We start from the raw sequence: 15891 nt of genomic DNA, 5'->3' as shown, positions 1-15891 counted from the left end.
TGCCCGGAGGGTGGGCCGCACCCGGAGACGGGACGAGGACGACAGGAGGCCGACCGTGCGTTTCGGAATGGTGTTCGGCATGGTGACCCCCGCCGGGAGCGGGATGACGTGGGCGGACGCCGTCCAGGACTTCGTGCAGGTCGCCCCCGAGGTCGAGGACCTGGGCTACGACTCCCTGCAGGTGACCGAGCACCACTTCCAGGCGGACGGGCACAACCCGAGCCCGCTCATGGTGCTGGCGGCCGCCGCGGCCGTCACGAACCGGATCACGCTGGGCACCAACGTGCTGCTGGCGCCGCTGTACAACCCGGTGAAGCTCGCCGAGGACGTGGCCGTGCTGGACAACCTCTCCGGCGGGCGGTTCACGCTCGGCGTGGCGCCCGGCTACGTGCGGGAGGAGTTCGCCGGCCTGCAGGTGTCCTACGACGACCGCGCCAGCCGCTTCGAGGAGTACCTGGACGTGCTCCAGGCGGCGTGGACGCAGGAGACGTTCAGCATGGACGGGCGGTTCGTGCACGTCCCGGAGACACGGCTCTCCCCGAAGCCGGTGCAGGCACCGCACCCGCCGATCTGGTACGGCGTGTCCGGGCCGAAGCTGCTGCGCAAGGCGGCCGAGCGTCGCTGCCCGCTGGTGTGCTCGCCCCGGCACGGCTTCGCCGAGCTGGCGGAACACCTCGCCGCCTACGACGCGGCCGCCGCCGACGTCGGGTACGTCCCGGCCGAGCGCCCGGTGATGCGGGGCGGGTTCATCGCCGAGACCCGCGAGAAGGCGGAGGAGATCGCGGCCCCCGCCGTGACCCACCTGTTCCGCGAGCTCTACGGCAAGAAGTCGGCGTCGGGCGAGCGGGTTCTGCGGGCCGACGACGGCAGCGTCATCGCGGACGCGGACACCGTCAGTTTCGAGACCTTCAAGGACCGCTACATCATCGGCACCCCGGACGACGCGGTCGCGCACGTCACGCGGCTGCGGGACGAGCTCGGCGTGACCGAGATGCAGTGCTGGACGCAGCTCCCGGGCATCACCCGGGACCAGGCGATGTCCTCGGCACGGTTGTTCGCGAAGGAGGTCATCCCGGCGTTCGCGTCCTGAGCGGTGCCCGAACGCCGGAGAGGCACGGAAGCGGCGGGTCGGGGCGAGGCGATCGACGCGGCTCGTTGCGCCGGACCGGGATCACCCCGATGATGGTGCGCCCGAGGACGAGGGGGCGGCGACGTGACCAGAAGACGACGGATCACCGGTGTCCTCGCCGTCGCGATCGGCGTATCCACCCTGATGCTCACCGGTACCGGGCCGGCCGGCGCCGCGGCCCCGACGGGTGCCCCGGTTCCGTTGATCGTCGACACCGACCTGTTCAGCGACGCCGACGACGCGGGCGCCCTCGCAGTCGCCCACGCGCTGCAGGACCAGGGAGACGTCAGGCTGCTCGCGGTCATGGTGAACTCGCGGAGCCGGTGGGGCGCCCCCGCCGTCGATGCGATCAACACCTGGTACGGGCACGGGGACGTCCCGGTGGGGGCCCACCAGCCCGTCGACGACAGCGTCGCCGCGGACGACTACGCACAACCGCTGGCGCGCGAGTTCCCCAACGACCTGAAGGACGGCGCGCGGGCCCCCGAAGCCGTCGGGCTCTACCGACGGCTGCTCGCCGCCCAGCCCGACCACGGCGTCGTCATCGCGGCCATCGGCGCGGAGACGAACCTGGCGAACCTGCTCGACTCCCCGGCCGACGCGGTCAGCTCGCTCACCGGGCGCCAGCTCGTCGCCCGGAAGGTCGGCAGGCTCGTCCTGATGGGCGGCCGGTACCCGCAGGGCAGGGAGTCGAACTTCCTCATGGATCCGTCCGCCGCGGTCCGGGTCGTCAACGACTGGCCGACCCCGGTGATCTTCAGCGGATTCGAGATCGGCGTCGAGATCCAGACCGGATCCACGCTGGCACAGACGCCCACGACGAATCCCGTGCGCCGGGCCTACGAGATCTACGCCGGCGCCGGGGTCGATCGCGCAAGCTGGGACCAGACCGCGGTCCACGTCGCCGCGAAGGGGACGGCGGGGCTGTTCGAGCTGAGCGGGGCGGGGCGCAACACCGTCGCCCCGGACGGGGCGAACACCTGGACCGCCGCACCCGACGGCACCCAGCGCTACCTCGTCGCGGCGGCCCCCGCGAGCACGGTCGCCGACCGCCTGCAGGCGCTCATGGTCCAGGCTCCGCGGGCCGCCTCCCCGGCCTGACGGCGCTCCACCGGCACCGGGCCGGGGATCCGTGCGCCGACCGCGTCACCCTTCGCCGCTCGCTCACCCGCCGCGGGTGGCGATCACGGAACAGGACCTGGATCAGGTGGTATCGGGGGCAGTGGTCCGGGCGGTGGGATCGGGCTGGGCGGCGGGCCCGGGAGCGGCCCGGGACCGGGTGGCTGCGGGTCCGGACCGGGCGGGATCGGCGGATCGGGAAGCGGTGGTTCGGTGCCGTGCGGCGGGGGCGCGACGGCGGTGAGGTCCTGCATCTTCTCTCCCTATCCCTGTTGTCGATCGCTGCTCGGAGGGATACCCCGGCCGGTATCCGGAGATTCACCGCTCGTGGGAGCGCACACCGCGCAGCCTCGGAACGTGGCGGAGAGGCCGGGAATCGCGGGTCGACGGCGGCGCCTCAGGCCGCGGCGTTCTGCCCGGGGAGCCCCCAGGCGTCCGCGAGCAGCTCGTAGGAGTGTCGGCGTGCGACCGGATCGTGCGCGTAGGTGACGACCAGCAGCTCATCGGCTCCGGTCCGGGCGACGAACTCGTCCAGGCCGTCGCGCACCACGTCCGGGGTGCCGACGAAGGAGACCCCGAGCGGGCCGTCCATGGCCGCGGCCTGCTGGGCGTCGAGCATGCTCCGCAGCTCCGGCAGCGGCGGGTCCAGTGGCGCCGGGGCACCGGAGGCGAGCCGCAGGAACATCTGCTGGATGGTGGTGAACAACGACTCCGCGCTCTCCTGGTCGCCGGCGATCATGACGTTGACCCCGGCCATCACCGTCGGCCGGTCGACGGACGCGAGCGGGCCGGAGGGGTCGAAGTTCGCGCGGTACACGGCGAGGGCCTCGTCGAGCTGGTACGGCGCGAAGTGGCTCGCGAACGCGTAGGGGAGCCCGAGCCGTCCCGCCAGCTCCGCGCTCGCCACGGACGAGCCCAGCATCCACAGCGGGACCTCGGTGCCCTCCCCGGGGATCGCCCGCACCGGGCTCCGGTCCGACCCGGCCGGCGCCAGGTACCCGGCCAACGTCCGCACGTCCTGCGGGAAGCTGTCGGTGTTCGCGGCGCCGCGGCGCAGCGCCCGGGCGGTCCGCGGGTCGGTGCCCGGCGCCCGGCCGAGGCCCAGGTCGATGCGCCCGGGGTGCAGAGTGGCGAGCGTCCCGAACTGCTCGGCGACGGTGAGCGGCGCGTGGTTGGGCAACATGATGCCACCGGACCCGACGCGCATCCGGGACGTCGCCGACGCCACCCGTTCGATGAGCAGCGCCGTGGCGGAGCTCGCGAAGGTGTCGCTGTTGTGGTGCTCGGCGAGCCAGAAGCGCTGGTATCCGAGGTCGTCCACGGTCCGGGCGAGCCGGGTGGTGTTCTCGAGTGCCTCGGCGACGTCCTGGCCGCTCGAGACGGGGGCCAGATCGAGGACGGACAGCGGCACACGCTCGGTCGAGGTGGCCGTAGGGTCGGTGAGAGAGCTCATCGTCAGCGGTTACCCCACCGGACGCCCACGATTCGGGCTTTGCAGGCGGGGCGCCGACCCCGGCGGAGGATCCTTCGTCGGGAGCCCGTCGTGGAGGCGCCGGCTCGCCCGGCACGGTCAGCCGTCGCCGGTGTGGGAGAGGAGCACGGTGGATCCGTCGGTGCGGACGATGAGCGCGGTCCGGCCGCGGACGTCGAGCCAGCGAGCGGCGTCGGGGCCGCGGGCGAAGGCGGCGGTGGCGTCGATGTCGACGTCGGTCAGTGACGTGCCGATGACGGTGACGGAGGCGATCCCGGACGGGGCCCGCCCGGTGCGTGCGTCGAGGACGTGGGCGCCGCGCCGGGCGGTGCCGGAAGTGGCGACGGCGCCGGTGTGGACGGGGACCACGGCGACGAGGCGGCGCGGGTCGTGCGGGTCCTCGATGCCGATCCGCCAGGGCGGGTCGTCGGGGTTGAGGGTGCGGCAGGTCAGGTCGCCGCCGGCGGAGAGGCAGAAGTCGGTGTCCGGCAGCTGCGCGAGGTGGGCGGCGGCCCGGTCGGCGGCCCAGCCCTTCACGACGCCGGAGGGGTCGAGCCGACCGCCGCGGCGAGAAGGTAAGAGTCGCGCGCCGGCCCCGGGCGGCCGCGGCGGCCGAGCGGCAGGCCCACTCCTCGGGAGCGTCGAGGGCGCGAACCGCGGCGACGTATCCGGCGGGGTCACCGGTGGGCATGACGAGGGCGGCGTCCCCGGCCATCTCGTGGAATACCGGAATGTCGGTCACGATCACCGACGAAAGCCGCATCCGGGGTCGGACGGGGGCCGAACCATTCCTTTCCCTCGGCCCGCGTAGTTCGTCGCCCTGCCGGGTACTCCACCGTCGGGGCCGGCCGAAACGACCACCGACGGGAGCGCGGCAATGACGTCAGACGAGCCCAGGTCGTCGTTCGTGCAGTTCCTTCTGGAAAAGGTCCGTGCGGACCCCTATCCGAGCAGGGAGCAGCTCGACCTCATCGAGGAGTCGATCCCGGTCGAGATGGTCCCCGACTACGTGCAGGTGCTGATCGACAAGGCCGCCGAGTCCGGCTTCCCGAGCAACGACATGCTCGAGCGGATCCAGCGCATCTCGACCAGCTACCGTCCTCCCGCGCAGGGCTGACCCCCCGTCCACGGGAACGTTCGCGACGAGCTGCGCATCAGCCTCGCGGGGCGCCGACGATCTGCAGCATGGCGCGACCGAATCGAGCCGGCGCTCGGGACAGCCATTCGGCGCCGACCGTTTCCGGCTCGGCGTTCCCGGTGAGCGTCGCCCACAACAGGGTCACGACGAACACGACGGCGGCGACGAGTACCCCGGCCACGACGGCCGCCCGGGCTGTGCGCGGATCCGGCGTCGAAAAGGCGGCAGGGACGCCGCGAGGCCAGGGGTGCCTGCCGCCGAACCGCCGGCCCGGTGACGCTATCCGGGCTCCTGCCACAACGGCGGAGCGAGGACGGTGCGCATCCGGCTGAGCTCGTCGCGGTGCAGTGCACTGCGCTCCCCGAGCACCTGTTCGCCCTGGGGGGTCAGAACCACCCGGACGACGCGGGCGTCGTCCGGATGCGCGGCCCTGTCCACCAGCTCCTGACCCTGGGCCCGGTTGACCAGTTCGACGGTGCTGTGGTGGCGCAGCTGCAACCGCTCGGCCAGCTCCCCGACGGTCGCCCACTCGCGGCCGGGAAAGCCCTTCAGGGCCAGCAGGAGCTGGTACTGCTGAGGGGTCAGCCCGTGGCCGCGAACCGTCTCCTCGCTGAACCGGAGATACCGGCGGATGCCGAAGCGGAACCGTGCCAGGGCCTCGAAGTCCTGCTTCGTCAGCGGTCTCGATATCGGCGAGCCGTTGTCCTGCACCGTCACGCCGTCATCAGACCATGTGCCGGGCCTGGGGGGCTGCGGGGCTTCCCGGACGACTTCTATCGCGTTACGATACAAAGCCGACATCATAGACGCCAGGAGGCGTGATGTTCGTTCTCTGGGTCCTCATCGCCAGTGGAGTCCTCTGCCTGCTCGTCGGCGCGGCGACGAGCATGCGGGTCGTCCAGCAGTTCGAACGGGGCGTGGTGTTCCGGTTCGGGCGGGTCCAGCCGCAGACCCGCGGTCCCGGCTTCGCCGTGCTCGTGCCGATCGCGGACCGGATGCAGAAGGTCAACCTGCAGATCGTCACGCTGCCGATCCCCGCCCAGGACGGCATCACGTCCGACAACGTCACCGTGCGCGTCGACGCCGTCGTCTACTACCGCGTCGTCGACCCGATCCGCGTCGCGGTCGACGTCCAGGACTACGGGTCCGCGATCCTGCAGGTCGCCCAGGCGTCGCTGCGGTCGATCATCGGCAAGAGCGAGCTCGACGACCTGCTGTCCAACCGCGAACGCCTCAACCAGGGACTCGAGCTGATGCTCGACAATCCGGCCGTCGGTTGGGGGGTGCACATCGACCGCGTCGAGATCAAGGACGTCGTGCTGCCCGAGTCGATGAAACGGTCGATGTCGCGGCAGGCCGAGGCCGAGCGCGAGCGACGGTCCCGGGTGATCACCGCCGAGGGGGAGCTGCAGGCCTCCAAGCAGCTGGCCGAGGCGGCCGAGGTGATGGCCGCGCATCCGGCCGCGCTGCAGCTGCGGCTGCTGCAGACGGTCGTCGAGGTCGCGGCCGAGAAGAACTCGACCCTCGTGCTGCCCTTCCCCGTCGAGCTGCTCCGCTTTCTCGAACGGGCCACACCCCCGGGCGGTGCCCCTGGCGGCGCGGCCTCGAACGCCGACGGGAACGCCCTCGTTCCCGTGAGGCCCGATGGCGTGCCGGAGGGTCGGCCGGTGGGGGAGACCGCGGCGGCGGACGTCGTCAGGGCCGCCGGCCAGATCGCGGAGACGATCGCGCAGCTCCGCTCGGGGCCGGCCGCCCCGGCGAAGAACGGCTCGTGACGCGTGAACCCGGCCCACGCCGACGGGCAGAGGTCCGAGGCCTGGTATGCGTAGGACGGTGACCCAGAACGTCCCACGCGTGCTGCACGACATGCAGCCCACCATCGCCGACAACACGGCCGTTCCGGCGGGGGTGGTGTGGCGGCTCGCCGAGCCCGGACGGCAGCTGGACGCCAACGTCCTGAACCTGCCTGCTGGCACGGTCATCGAGGCGCATGCCGAACCCGATCTCGACGTCCTCATGGTGGTCGTCGCCGGCAGCGCGACGATGGACACCGAGGGCGGCGCGCGGCCGCTCCTCCCGGGCGCGGTGGTGTGGCTGCCGCGCGGCTCGACCCGCGGCTTCACCACCGGTACCGACGGTCTCACCTACCTCACCGTGCACGGGCGCAGGCCGGGGATGCAGATCCGCGGGGCGGGCGGGGTGCGCCGGATCTGACCGGCCACGGAGAGCGTGGTCGTCACTCGCGGGTCAGCGTCACGCAGCACCGCCCGGGGGCCGGGTCGAGCCGGGCCTGCACCCGAGGGTTGCCGAGCTCGTCGAGCATCGCCTCGATGAGCTGCAGGTTCATGCCGCACACGAGTGCGGTGTGCTCGCGGGCCAGCGCGTGGAACGGGCAGTTCGCCAGCACCGTGGTGTCCCCCTGCGGGCGAGGTTCGTATCCGAGGGCGGCCAGGGTCGTCAGGGCGTCGTCGGGCGTCGCCGCGGCGGAGGCCCCCGTGCGCCGGGACTGCGCGAGGCGGCGCCCCGCGGCGGCCGCCGCCCGGCGAACGGCGTCCAGGACCGGCGTGCCCTCGCCGGCGGCGGTGTCGACGCCGTCGGCGAGGATCTGGCCCGCCAGGTCGTAGTGCCGTTCCGGGAGTGTCACCGTCACCTGCCGCGTGGAGCGCCGGTAGAGCTTCGTCGGACGCCCCGCGCCAGGGCCGCGTCGCCCCGACAGGCGCCGGAACTCCGTGTCGAGCAGTCCCTCCTCGACCAGCTTGTCGAGGTGGAACTTGGCGGTGTGCCGAGGCAGGTCGACGCCCTCGGCGGCGCGGTCCCGGCTCACCGGCTCCGACTGCCCGGCCACGTAGAGATACAGCGCGCGCCGGGCCGGTTCGGCGAGCGCGCCGACGCCGTTGACCTGCGAGACGAAGTCGTCCATCGATCTGCACCTTCTAACGGACAGTTTCATTGACTAAAGAGGGTCGAGGTTCTAGCGTCCACGCTATCGTCCTTTAGAACCGGGAGAGACCATGACCACTCACCGCGACCCACCCGCTCCGGCTCTCGGCAACCCCCGCATCAGCTCCGTCCCGGCGGCCCGGCAGGCGTTCCTGCTGCTGCGAACCGTGTTCACCGTGGCGCCGGTGGTCTTCGGGCTGGACAAGTTCTTCGGGCTGCTCACCGGCTGGGAGCGCTACCTGGCCCCGCAGGTCGACGCGCTCCTTCCCGGGTCCGCGCACCAGGCGATGCTCGCGGTCGGGGTCGTGGAGATCCTCGCCGGGCTGCTGGTCGCGGTGCTGCCGCGGGTCGGTGGCTACGTCGTCGCGCTCTGGTTGGCCGGGATCATCGTCGACCTGTTGCTCCTCGGCGACTTCTTCGACGTCGCCCTGCGCGACTTCGGGCTGTTCGTCGGCGCGCTCGCCCTCGCCCGCCTGGCCGTCGCGTTCGACCACCGTGGCCCCCGGACGCGTACCCCGTGACCTCGACCGCCCCGGCCACCTCCGCGCCCCCGCCGTTGCGGGTGGTCCCGCCCGCCAAGGGCATCGACCTCCCGGGCGCCGAACGCGCCGCCCACATCGGCTATCTGCCCGCAGCCGGAGACCCCACGGCCGTGCTCCTCCGTGAGGGGCCTCGTCAGGGGTGCTCCGCACCGTTCACGTCGCGGCCGACGGCTTCCATCCCAGGGCCGGGCCCAGGTGGGTCGCGAGGTCGGTGAGGATCTGCAGGTAGTCGTCGGGGGCGAAGCTGAAGGGCAAGGCGAACACGACCTCGCGCACCTGCTGGAACCCGGCGTGCGCGTAGAGCTCCTCCGCGATCTGCGCGGAGGAGCCCACGATGTCTCGGGCGAACAACAGCCGCTGTGGTCCCTGGGGTTCCGCCGTCCGCGGGGTGCGGGCTTCGGCGTAGGCCCGGTACCTCGCCCGCTGGGCCGCGGTGGCGCTGTCGGTGGGGATGACGACCAGCCCCTGCGAGACCCGGGCGTCCGCGCCGTCGGGGTGGGCCGCCCGGAACGCCGCGATGTGGGATGCCTGGATCTCCGCGAAGGTTCCCGGTCCCTCGGCCTTGACCACGCTGCTGGTCAGGAGGTTCATGCCGTGCTCGCCGGTGCGGCGGGCCGAGCCGAGGCTGGCGGCGCCGTACCACATCCGGTTGCGCAGCCCCGGCGAGTGGGGCTCCACCCGGTCGGAGAACTCCTCGATCCCTACGGTTCCCCGGAATCTGCTCGCCGGCTCGCCGCCGACCAGCCGGAGCAGCCGGGAGACGCGCTCGTGGCTGAAGTCCTCGGCGTCGGCGGTGTCGGGGTACAGCGCCTCCCGGACGTCGGCGAAGCGCATGGGGGGACCCACGCTGACGCCGGGGTTGAGCCGCCCGCCGGACAGGACGTCGACCGTGGCGAGGTCCTCGGCGAGGCGAAGCGGGTTCTCCCAGCCGAGCGGGATCACCGCCGTACCGAGCTCGATCCGCCGGGTGCGCTGGGTGGCGGCTGCCAGCACCGCGACGGGGGAGGAGATGCCGTACTGCAGGTGCCGGTGGCGGACCCAGGCGCTGTCGAAGCCGAGCCGCTCGCCCAGCTCGATGACCTGCAGCGTCGTCTCGTGGCCGGGTCCGGGATCGTCGCCGTCGAACGAGCCGATGGTGAGGAAGCCGAGCTTCGCCAACGGTTCGGACGGCACGGGCACGCGGTGCTCCTTCGATCAGGTTCCGTCATCATCCTCGATGCCGGACCCGGGGGGCATCGGCCCGCAGCGACTTCCCCGTTCCAGCCTCGAAAATCTGTCCCGGCTGGGCTAGACATTCGCAGATCATCGGCGGTAGCCTTCTCCCTGTCACGAACAACATCTCGACGTTCGTGGAGAGAGCTCGACCGAGGAGGAGGGAACCCACACTGTCCGATCGCTCGTGACGGTCGTCGAGGCCGGGCGGGCACCGCAATCTCGTCGGAACGGAAGGTGATCTTCAGTTACTGCGTGGATGCGACAGCCGCGGGACATTGTCCGGCGGATCGAGAAGACCGACGTCAGCGTCGGTTGATGGTGTGAATGTCAACCCTTGGGGCCCGGTGCACGTTGCACCGGGCCCCTCGTTCGTGGAGGCTCCATGGATCAAGGCCCGCCGACCGCGGCCGACAAGTTCGACGACGAGCACTACCCCGCCTACACGATGGGGCGGGCGGCCGAGATGCTCGGCACCACCCCCGGGTTCCTGCGCAGCCTGGACGAGGCGAAACTGCTCGCCCCGCAGCGTTCCTCCGGCGGGCACCGCCGCTACACCCGCCACGAGCTCCGGCTCGCCGCTCGGGTCCGCGAACTGCTCGACGAGGGCGTGGCCCTGAACGCCGCCTGCCGCATCGTCGTGCTGGAGGGCCAGCTCGAGGAGGCGCGGCGCGGCAACGACGCGTCGCGGCGCGCCTAGCTTTATCGATCCTCAGGACGGCTGTCCGTGGGTGTCCACCCACTGGTCGATCCGTTCCCACCATCGATAGAGCCACTCCACCTGGCCGTCCTCGCCGCGAGGCACGTCGGAGGCCGGCACCCGCCACCACCGCATGTGCACGGTGGAGTCGAGGGGGAGCGCGCGCCAGATGTCGGCCACGGTGAAGAGGTGGTCCAGGCCGGCGTGGGCGACCCACACGATGTCGGCGTCGGGGGCGGCCGCCAGTGCGGCGGTGACACCGCCGGGGCGTGGCGGCAGGACGTGGCGCATCGCCTCCGAGCGGCGGGCCATGCGCTCCAGTCCGCGCGCCCGCAGCCGGGCGATGCCGGCGGTTCGCCGGCGTTCGGTGAAGTTCCCGCCTTCGGGGAAGATCACGAAGGCGTCGTTGTGATCCAGCGCGGTCGCCAGTTCGGAGATCCGGCGTTCGAGTCGCGCGCCGCCGCCGGCGGGGAGGAACCGGTTGGGCAGCCGGTTGAGCATCACGTCGAGCGCCGGGTCCCACTGCAGCCGCTCGGTCAGGACGATCCGCGGTTCTCGCGCGTACCAGTTCACCAATGCGTGGACGAGCAGGAAGGAGTCCCCGGGTCCGGCGTGCCGGCAGAACACGAGAAGGGGCCGGTCGAGGTACTCGTCGGGGTCCGGTCCCTCGATCTCGACCCGTAGCCGGAGCACCCGGGCCGCTTCCCGGTAGAGCGTGCGGAGGTACCAGCCCACGAGCCGGTAGTGCAGGTACTGCAGCAGCGGGGTGCGCAGTGCGAGGCCGAACCCGGCGGCGAGCCAGAGCCCGAGCAGTGCACAGAGCACGACGCTCTCCATGACCAGTGCGACGACCGCGACCCACAGCACGCGTACCGCGCGGAACCGGCCGGGGAGGAACGGCGACAGCGCCCCGGCGACCAGGAGCCACAGCGGCAAGGTCGTCAGCACCGCGACGGTCGCGACGACCACGGCAGGAGCGAGGACCAGCCGCCGCACCCAGCGTGGGGGCAGTCTCACCGGCGGCCTCCGGCCCCGAGACAGGACCGCAGATAGTCCTTCGACGCCCGGTAGGCGGCGTCGATCCGACCGGCGGAGGCGGCCGCGGCGCGGTAGCGCAGGGCGGCGCGGCTGTCCCACCGTGGCGCGCCGCCCTCCCCTGCCGGTAGTACGTGCACCTCGACGCCCTCGGGCACGGCGGCGAGATCGCGCGCGTAGCGGTGTCGACGGGCGATCTCGAAGGCCACGAGCCCCACCTCCCAAGGCCGCCTCGGCGGTCGCAGCGGCTGATCGACACGGCCGACGTGCAGGACGAATACCCGCTCGGCGCCCAGTTCCACCGCGCGGCCCAAGGGGATGCTGTTGACCAGGCCGCCGTCGAGGTAGTGGCGCCCGTCGACGAGCGCAGGTGGGAGCAGGCCCGGTACCGCGGCCGAGGCGAGCACGGCGTCGACGGCCGGGCCGTGTTCGAACCAGTGCTCCGCGGCGTCCTCGATGCTCGCGGCGCAACAGGTGAAGCGCACGGGGAGGTCCTCGATCCGCCGTCCGCCCAGAACCGTGCTCGCCGCCCGCCTCAGCGGTTCGGGGGAGTGGGCGGCCACGCCGCTGTGCGCGAGAGTTCGCAGGCGTCGTACCGTCCCCGCCGCGAACAGGCTCTCCGCCTCGGGGGAGAGCCACAGCGCCTCGAGCCGGTCGGCCACCTCGTCCGGGGGCAGCGCCGCGAGTACCGCTCCGTTGAGTGCTCCGACCGAGGTGCCCACGACCAGGTCCGGGCGCACACCGAACTCGAGCAGTGCGCGGAGCATGCCCGCCTGGACGGCGCCGAGCACGCCGCCCCCGCCCAGGACGATCGCCGTACCGCCGGTGGTGCCCACGACCTCATGCTGCCAGCCGGCCGGTGGGCGAACCGCGTGTTGCCACTTCGAGAGTGTCGGGAGACCCTGAGCAGCCCACGGCCAGGCACGACCTGGCCGGCGTACGAGGGCGGTCGGATCATGTGGTTACGCGTCACCGTCTTCCGCGGCGACCCCGAGCGCGTCGACGCAGGGATCGTCTTCGTCCGGGACGAGGTCCTGCCCTTCACGAGCAAGATGAAGGGCAGCCTCGGACTGGTCATGGGTGTGGACCGATCGTCGGGGCGGGCCGCCGTCCTGACGTGCTGGGACGACCGGGCGTCGCTCGACGCGAGCCATCAGGCCGTCGTCGCCAGGCGGGCCTCGGCCGGGCGGGAGATCGGCTCCGGCGAGACGACGGTCGAGCGCTTCGAGGTGATCGGCATGGACGGCCACCGCCCCGATCGTCCCGGCGACCTCTGGGCCCGGGTGACCCGCTTTGAGCCGACAGCGGACCTCGACACGGCGGCCTCGTCCTTCCTGGCCGACGCGGTGCCGGCGTTCTCGGCGCTCGACGGGGCCGCGATGATCCTGGGGATGGTCGACCGCGAGAACGGCGTCGTGCAGAGCTTCGAGGCGTTCACGGGGTACGAGGCGCTCGTCGCCGCACGTGGTGCGGTGCCCGACGGGCAGGCGGCGTCGGAGGTCCACGAGATGGAACTGGCCCTGTTCGAGCTGACGATGCCGTCGTAGCCGCCCCTCCCACGTGCCGGTCGTGCGGGGCGACCGGCGTACCCGCGCCGCGGTCCCGGCCCGGCGGCGGCCCGGGACGCGGCGGGACGGTCGTCGGGTGGGTCAGTCCTGCCCGGGGAGGTCGAGGGCCGGGCGGCGGCCCTGGCGTGCGGACCGGAAGGGCAACGGCGTGCTGAGGACCGGCAGTCCACGGGTGGCGGCCTCGAAGTCGTCGAGCATGCGGCGGAACTCCGCCCGGACGACGCGGGCACCGAAGTCCACCTCGTGCAGCCGACGGTCGAGGGCGAGCTGCGCGATCGTGCGACGCGGGCGGGGCGCGTCGGTCTGGGTCACCAGCCATTCCTCGAAGGTGACCGCGGGGGTCTCGCGGGGAGTCGTGCGGGACGGGCGGGCGACCGCCCGCTCGGGCGAGGATTCGAACACGGGGAGCTGCTTTCAGACGGGGAACTCGTGCACTCCACGGTGCCATGACGTGCCCGGCCGACCCGGCGGTCTGTGAGCGGTCACTCTCCGCCGGTGGGACGCTCCGCGGTCGTCGGCCCCAGGCGGCGTTGACGTAGAGCGGCATGCGGTACGCGGATCCGGCCGACCCCGGGTGAGTGCGCGAGCCCGTGCGGGCGGGGTGGGCGGCCCGGGACCGACCACCCCGCCCCGGGATCACAGGGTGCTCAGCAGGTTCGCCATCGTGGTGATCTCGGCCTGCTGCTCGTCGATGATCTTCTGGGCGAGCGCCTTCGCCTCGGCATTCCGGCCGCCGGCGAGCTCGGTCCGGGCCATCTCGACGGCGCCCTCGTGGTGCGCGGTCATCATCTGCAGGAACATGCGGTCGAAGTCCGCGCCCCGGGCCTGCCGAAGCTGCTGCATCTGGGCGTCGGTCATCATCCCGCTCCCACCCGTGCTGCTGTGGCCCACGCCGGCGTGGTCCGTCCCGGCAGGGGCTTCCGGCTGCCCCCAGGCCGCCAGGAAGCCGCGCAGCTGCTCGATCTCCGGTCCCTGGGCGATCTCGACGGCGGCCGCGAGCTGCTTCACCCGGTCGTTGCCGGCCCGGTCCGCGGCGAGTCCCGCCATGTCCACGGCCTGGCTGTCGTGGGGGATCATGCCCTGCGCGAAGGCGACGTCGGCGTCGTCGTGGACCGAGGAGGCCGACGTCGACCCGCTCCCGGACGGAGCGGCCACGGTGGCCGGGGTCGCGGTGACGGTGCTGGTGGAGGGTGTCTCGGAGTTGCTGCAGCCGACGAGGACGACGGCGGTCGAGGCGGCGGCGAGCATGCCGAGGACGGATGTGCGGTTCACGTGCGTGTACTCCTCCGCGGACGTGCGTCAGCGAATCGAGCCAGCGGATCGCGCTGGTCGACTCAGTTCCGCAGCACGCAGAGTTGGGCCAGACGAACCGCCGTCCGCGGCGGCGGCCCGGGCGGGGCGAGGACAGGGGCTGAGAGGAGAGCGGCGGCCGAGCGGGTCGGCCGGTGGAGCAGGAAGGCCAGGCCCACGAGCCCGAGCACGACGAGCCCGGCGAGCACGGCCAGGCACAGGTGCATCAGCTCGTGCAGCGCGCCCGCCGGCATCGAGTCATGGCCGCCGGGAGACCCGTCCTGCGTACCGAACAGGTGCGGGTCCACGACGGAGGCGAGGCCCGTGCCCTTCGTGAGGACGCCGGGCGGCCCCTGGTCCAGGGGCATCGGCGCGGCCGCCATGGGCTCCGGCGACATCGGCCCGGTCGACATCGGGTCGGTGGCGGGCAGGGCGGCGGGGCCCGCGACGGGCGAGTGCATGACCACCACACCGAGGACGACGGTCAACAGCAGGAGCACCTGCCTTCAGCTCCGTCGTCCACCCGCGCCCACGCCGCCACCCTAACGTCGGCCGGTACGAGGCCCTCGAGCCCGGGCGGTCAGTAGATCAGGTCGAACAACTCGAAGGCCCGGTCCCAGTGCTCGGTCGCCGGGTTGGACAGGTTCGGGTCCAGCACCCGGAACGACCGGGCCAGCGCGACGCTCAACCCTCCGAACACCTCCGGCAGCATCTCCACGGTGTCCTCGGCGAACGTGACGTCCGCCGGGGGCGTGCGCATCGACTGACGCAGCAGCTCCCGGACCTCGTCGGCCACGTCGACCTTGTCGAAGTCGCGCATGCGCTCCTGCAGGCCCTTCGTGATCGGCAGGTCCTGAGGGGCGATCACGTCCCGCCCGTTCCACTTCGCGGAGTTGCGCCCGGCGATCGCGATGTCGTCGATCTTGTCGTCGACGAAGCGCCTGTACCGGCGCACGTCGTCCTTGTCGATGTCGACGCGCCCCACCGACCGGAAGAAGCGCTCGAACACCGGTATCCCCGACGGACGGGTCATGCCGTCGCCTCCACCCTCGTCGCTCGGTCGGCCGCGCTGCCGGTGCGCGGGTCCTCGGTCATGGCAGGGCTCCCGGAGGACGGCCGGCTACGAGCTCGTCTTGGTGGCGTTCTCGGACGTGGAGGTGGAGGTGCGGTCCCCCTCCATCGACCCCGCGATCTCCTGCGAGGTCTCGGACGAGCCCAGCGACACCCGGCGCGGCTTGCTCGCCTCGCTGACCGGGATGCGCATGATCAGCACGCCGTTGTCCATGTCGGCCGTCAGGCCGCTGGGGTCGAGGTTCTCCCCGAGGAACAGCTGGCGGGCGAACTCCCCGTACGGCCGCTCGTCGACGATCACCTCGTCGTCCTCCTGGCGCTGCGGGACCCGGCGGGCCCGGATCGAGACGACGTTGCGCTCCACCGTCACGTCGACGTCGTCGCGCTGGACACCCGGCAGGTCGAGGAACACGAGGAACTCCTCGCCCCGGCGCAGCGCCTCCATCGGCATGCTGCGCGTCGCCCTCGCCCCGACGGCGAGCGCCTGCTCGGCCAGGCGGTCGAGTTCGCGGAACGGGTCGAATCGCATCAGTGTCATCGTGCTCTCCCAGCGCGGATCGGTGGTGCGGTCTCCGGCGCCCCGGGGTGCCCGGACCGGCGGTTCACGATGGCAGCGCAGGCGCCGTCGTCGAACCGGTCCCGCGGGACGAACGTCCGCGAGGCCGCTCACCCCGCC

At 72.5% G+C, this 15891-nt stretch carries 21 protein-coding genes; 8 read left to right on the top strand and 13 right to left on the bottom strand.

Annotated elements, in window-relative coordinates:
• The first annotated feature begins 55 nt into the window (after positions 1-55).
• Positions 56-1090 carry an LLM class flavin-dependent oxidoreductase gene (locus WBK50_RS21020; RefSeq protein WP_341337243.1) on the top strand — a complete coding sequence of 345 codons (1035 nt, stop codon included), beginning with the start codon at positions 56-58 and terminating at the stop codon, positions 1088-1090.
• 123 nt (positions 1091-1213) lie between these two features.
• On the top strand, positions 1214-2230 hold the full coding sequence (locus tag WBK50_RS21015; protein WP_341337242.1) for a nucleoside hydrolase: 1017 nt from the start codon (positions 1214-1216) through the stop codon (positions 2228-2230).
• Positions 2231-2645: 415 nt separating this feature from the next.
• On the opposite strand, the gene WBK50_RS21010 is transcribed toward WBK50_RS21015, so the two are convergent.
• Positions 2646-3701 carry an LLM class flavin-dependent oxidoreductase gene (locus WBK50_RS21010; RefSeq protein ID WP_341337241.1) on the bottom strand — a complete coding sequence of 352 codons (1056 nt, stop codon included), beginning with the start codon at positions 3699-3701 and terminating at the stop codon, positions 2646-2648.
• A 117-nt stretch (positions 3702-3818) separates the two neighbouring features.
• Positions 3819-4400 (bottom strand): FAD:protein FMN transferase, encoded by a 582-nt coding sequence (locus WBK50_RS21005; protein WP_445942289.1) that lies wholly within the window; start codon positions 4398-4400, stop codon positions 3819-3821.
• A gap of 196 nt (positions 4401-4596) precedes the next feature.
• Between WBK50_RS21005 and WBK50_RS21000 the strand changes: the two genes are divergently transcribed.
• Positions 4597-4836, top strand: coding sequence for a hypothetical protein (locus WBK50_RS21000; protein ID WP_341337239.1), 240 nt, complete (start codon positions 4597-4599; stop codon positions 4834-4836).
• Positions 4837-4873: 37 nt separating this feature from the next.
• On the opposite strand, the gene WBK50_RS20995 is transcribed toward WBK50_RS21000, so the two are convergent.
• Both WBK50_RS20995 and WBK50_RS20990 read right to left on the bottom strand, forming a co-directional pair.
• Positions 4874-5038 carry a hypothetical protein gene (locus WBK50_RS20995; protein WP_341337238.1) on the bottom strand — a complete coding sequence of 55 codons (165 nt, stop codon included), beginning with the start codon at positions 5036-5038 and terminating at the stop codon, positions 4874-4876.
• Positions 5039-5136: 98 nt separating this feature from the next.
• Entirely contained in the window at positions 5137-5574 is a 438-nt protein-coding gene (locus WBK50_RS20990) for a MarR family winged helix-turn-helix transcriptional regulator (protein WP_341337237.1), read from the bottom strand.
• Positions 5575-5678: 104 nt separating this feature from the next.
• Between WBK50_RS20990 and WBK50_RS20985 the strand changes: the two genes are divergently transcribed.
• Positions 5679-6632, top strand: coding sequence for a slipin family protein (locus WBK50_RS20985; RefSeq protein WP_341337236.1), 954 nt, complete (start codon positions 5679-5681; stop codon positions 6630-6632).
• Positions 6633-6690: 58 nt separating this feature from the next.
• Entirely contained in the window at positions 6691-7071 is a 381-nt protein-coding gene (locus tag WBK50_RS20980; protein WP_341337235.1) for a cupin domain-containing protein, read from the top strand.
• 22 nt (positions 7072-7093) lie between these two features.
• On the opposite strand, the gene WBK50_RS20975 is transcribed toward WBK50_RS20980, so the two are convergent.
• Positions 7094-7777, bottom strand: coding sequence for a helix-turn-helix transcriptional regulator (locus WBK50_RS20975; RefSeq protein ID WP_341337234.1), 684 nt, complete (start codon positions 7775-7777; stop codon positions 7094-7096).
• 91 nt (positions 7778-7868) lie between these two features.
• Here WBK50_RS20975 and WBK50_RS20970 point away from each other — a divergent pair, with 91 nt between their 5' ends.
• Complete coding sequence (locus tag WBK50_RS20970) at positions 7869-8318, top strand: hypothetical protein (protein WP_341337233.1); 450 nt, start codon at positions 7869-7871, stop codon at positions 8316-8318.
• 174 nt (positions 8319-8492) lie between these two features.
• Here WBK50_RS20970 and WBK50_RS20965 read toward each other — a convergent pair whose 3' ends face one another.
• On the bottom strand, positions 8493-9518 hold the full coding sequence (locus WBK50_RS20965) for an LLM class flavin-dependent oxidoreductase (RefSeq protein ID WP_341337232.1): 1026 nt from the start codon (positions 9516-9518) through the stop codon (positions 8493-8495).
• Positions 9519-9936: 418 nt separating this feature from the next.
• On the opposite strand from WBK50_RS20965, the gene WBK50_RS20960 reads away from it, so the two are divergent.
• On the top strand, positions 9937-10251 hold the full coding sequence (locus WBK50_RS20960; RefSeq protein ID WP_341337231.1) for a MerR family transcriptional regulator: 315 nt from the start codon (positions 9937-9939) through the stop codon (positions 10249-10251).
• A 12-nt stretch (positions 10252-10263) separates the two neighbouring features.
• On the opposite strand, the gene WBK50_RS20955 is transcribed toward WBK50_RS20960, so the two are convergent.
• Both WBK50_RS20955 and WBK50_RS20950 read right to left on the bottom strand, forming a co-directional pair.
• Positions 10264-11268: a 1-acyl-sn-glycerol-3-phosphate acyltransferase gene (locus tag WBK50_RS20955; protein WP_341337230.1), complete on the bottom strand. Its 1005-nt coding sequence runs from the start codon at positions 11266-11268 to the stop codon at positions 10264-10266.
• Positions 11265-12122 carry a patatin-like phospholipase family protein gene (locus WBK50_RS20950; RefSeq protein ID WP_341337229.1) on the bottom strand — a complete coding sequence of 286 codons (858 nt, stop codon included), beginning with the start codon at positions 12120-12122 and terminating at the stop codon, positions 11265-11267. Before WBK50_RS20950 ends, WBK50_RS20955 begins: the two co-directional genes overlap by 4 nt.
• Before the next feature lie 120 nt (positions 12123-12242).
• On the opposite strand from WBK50_RS20950, the gene WBK50_RS20945 reads away from it, so the two are divergent.
• Positions 12243-12833 (top strand): hypothetical protein, encoded by a 591-nt coding sequence (locus WBK50_RS20945; protein WP_341337228.1) that lies wholly within the window; start codon positions 12243-12245, stop codon positions 12831-12833.
• Positions 12834-12935: 102 nt separating this feature from the next.
• On the opposite strand, the gene WBK50_RS20940 is transcribed toward WBK50_RS20945, so the two are convergent.
• The 5 genes from WBK50_RS20940 to WBK50_RS20920 form a co-directional block, all read right to left on the bottom strand.
• Positions 12936-13256 carry a hypothetical protein gene (locus WBK50_RS20940; protein WP_341337227.1) on the bottom strand — a complete coding sequence of 107 codons (321 nt, stop codon included), beginning with the start codon at positions 13254-13256 and terminating at the stop codon, positions 12936-12938.
• Between the two features lie 234 nt (positions 13257-13490).
• Entirely contained in the window at positions 13491-14126 is a 636-nt protein-coding gene (locus WBK50_RS20935; protein ID WP_341337226.1) for a DUF305 domain-containing protein, read from the bottom strand.
• Positions 14127-14188: 62 nt separating this feature from the next.
• Positions 14189-14644: a hypothetical protein gene (locus tag WBK50_RS20930; protein ID WP_341337225.1), complete on the bottom strand. Its 456-nt coding sequence runs from the start codon at positions 14642-14644 to the stop codon at positions 14189-14191.
• Between the two features lie 80 nt (positions 14645-14724).
• Positions 14725-15177 carry a DUF1931 family protein gene (locus WBK50_RS20925; protein WP_341337224.1) on the bottom strand — a complete coding sequence of 151 codons (453 nt, stop codon included), beginning with the start codon at positions 15175-15177 and terminating at the stop codon, positions 14725-14727.
• An 87-nt stretch (positions 15178-15264) separates the two neighbouring features.
• Positions 15265-15744: an Hsp20/alpha crystallin family protein gene (locus WBK50_RS20920; protein ID WP_341337223.1), complete on the bottom strand. Its 480-nt coding sequence runs from the start codon at positions 15742-15744 to the stop codon at positions 15265-15267.
• Positions 15745-15891 lie beyond the last annotated feature (147 nt).

Origin of the sequence: Pseudonocardia sp. T1-2H, assembly GCF_038039215.1 — a bacterium.
Lineage (GTDB): Bacteria > Actinomycetota > Actinomycetes > Mycobacteriales > Pseudonocardiaceae > Pseudonocardia.
Note: the sequence above shows the minus strand (reverse complement) of the source record. Positions and strands in the feature narration are given on the sequence as shown.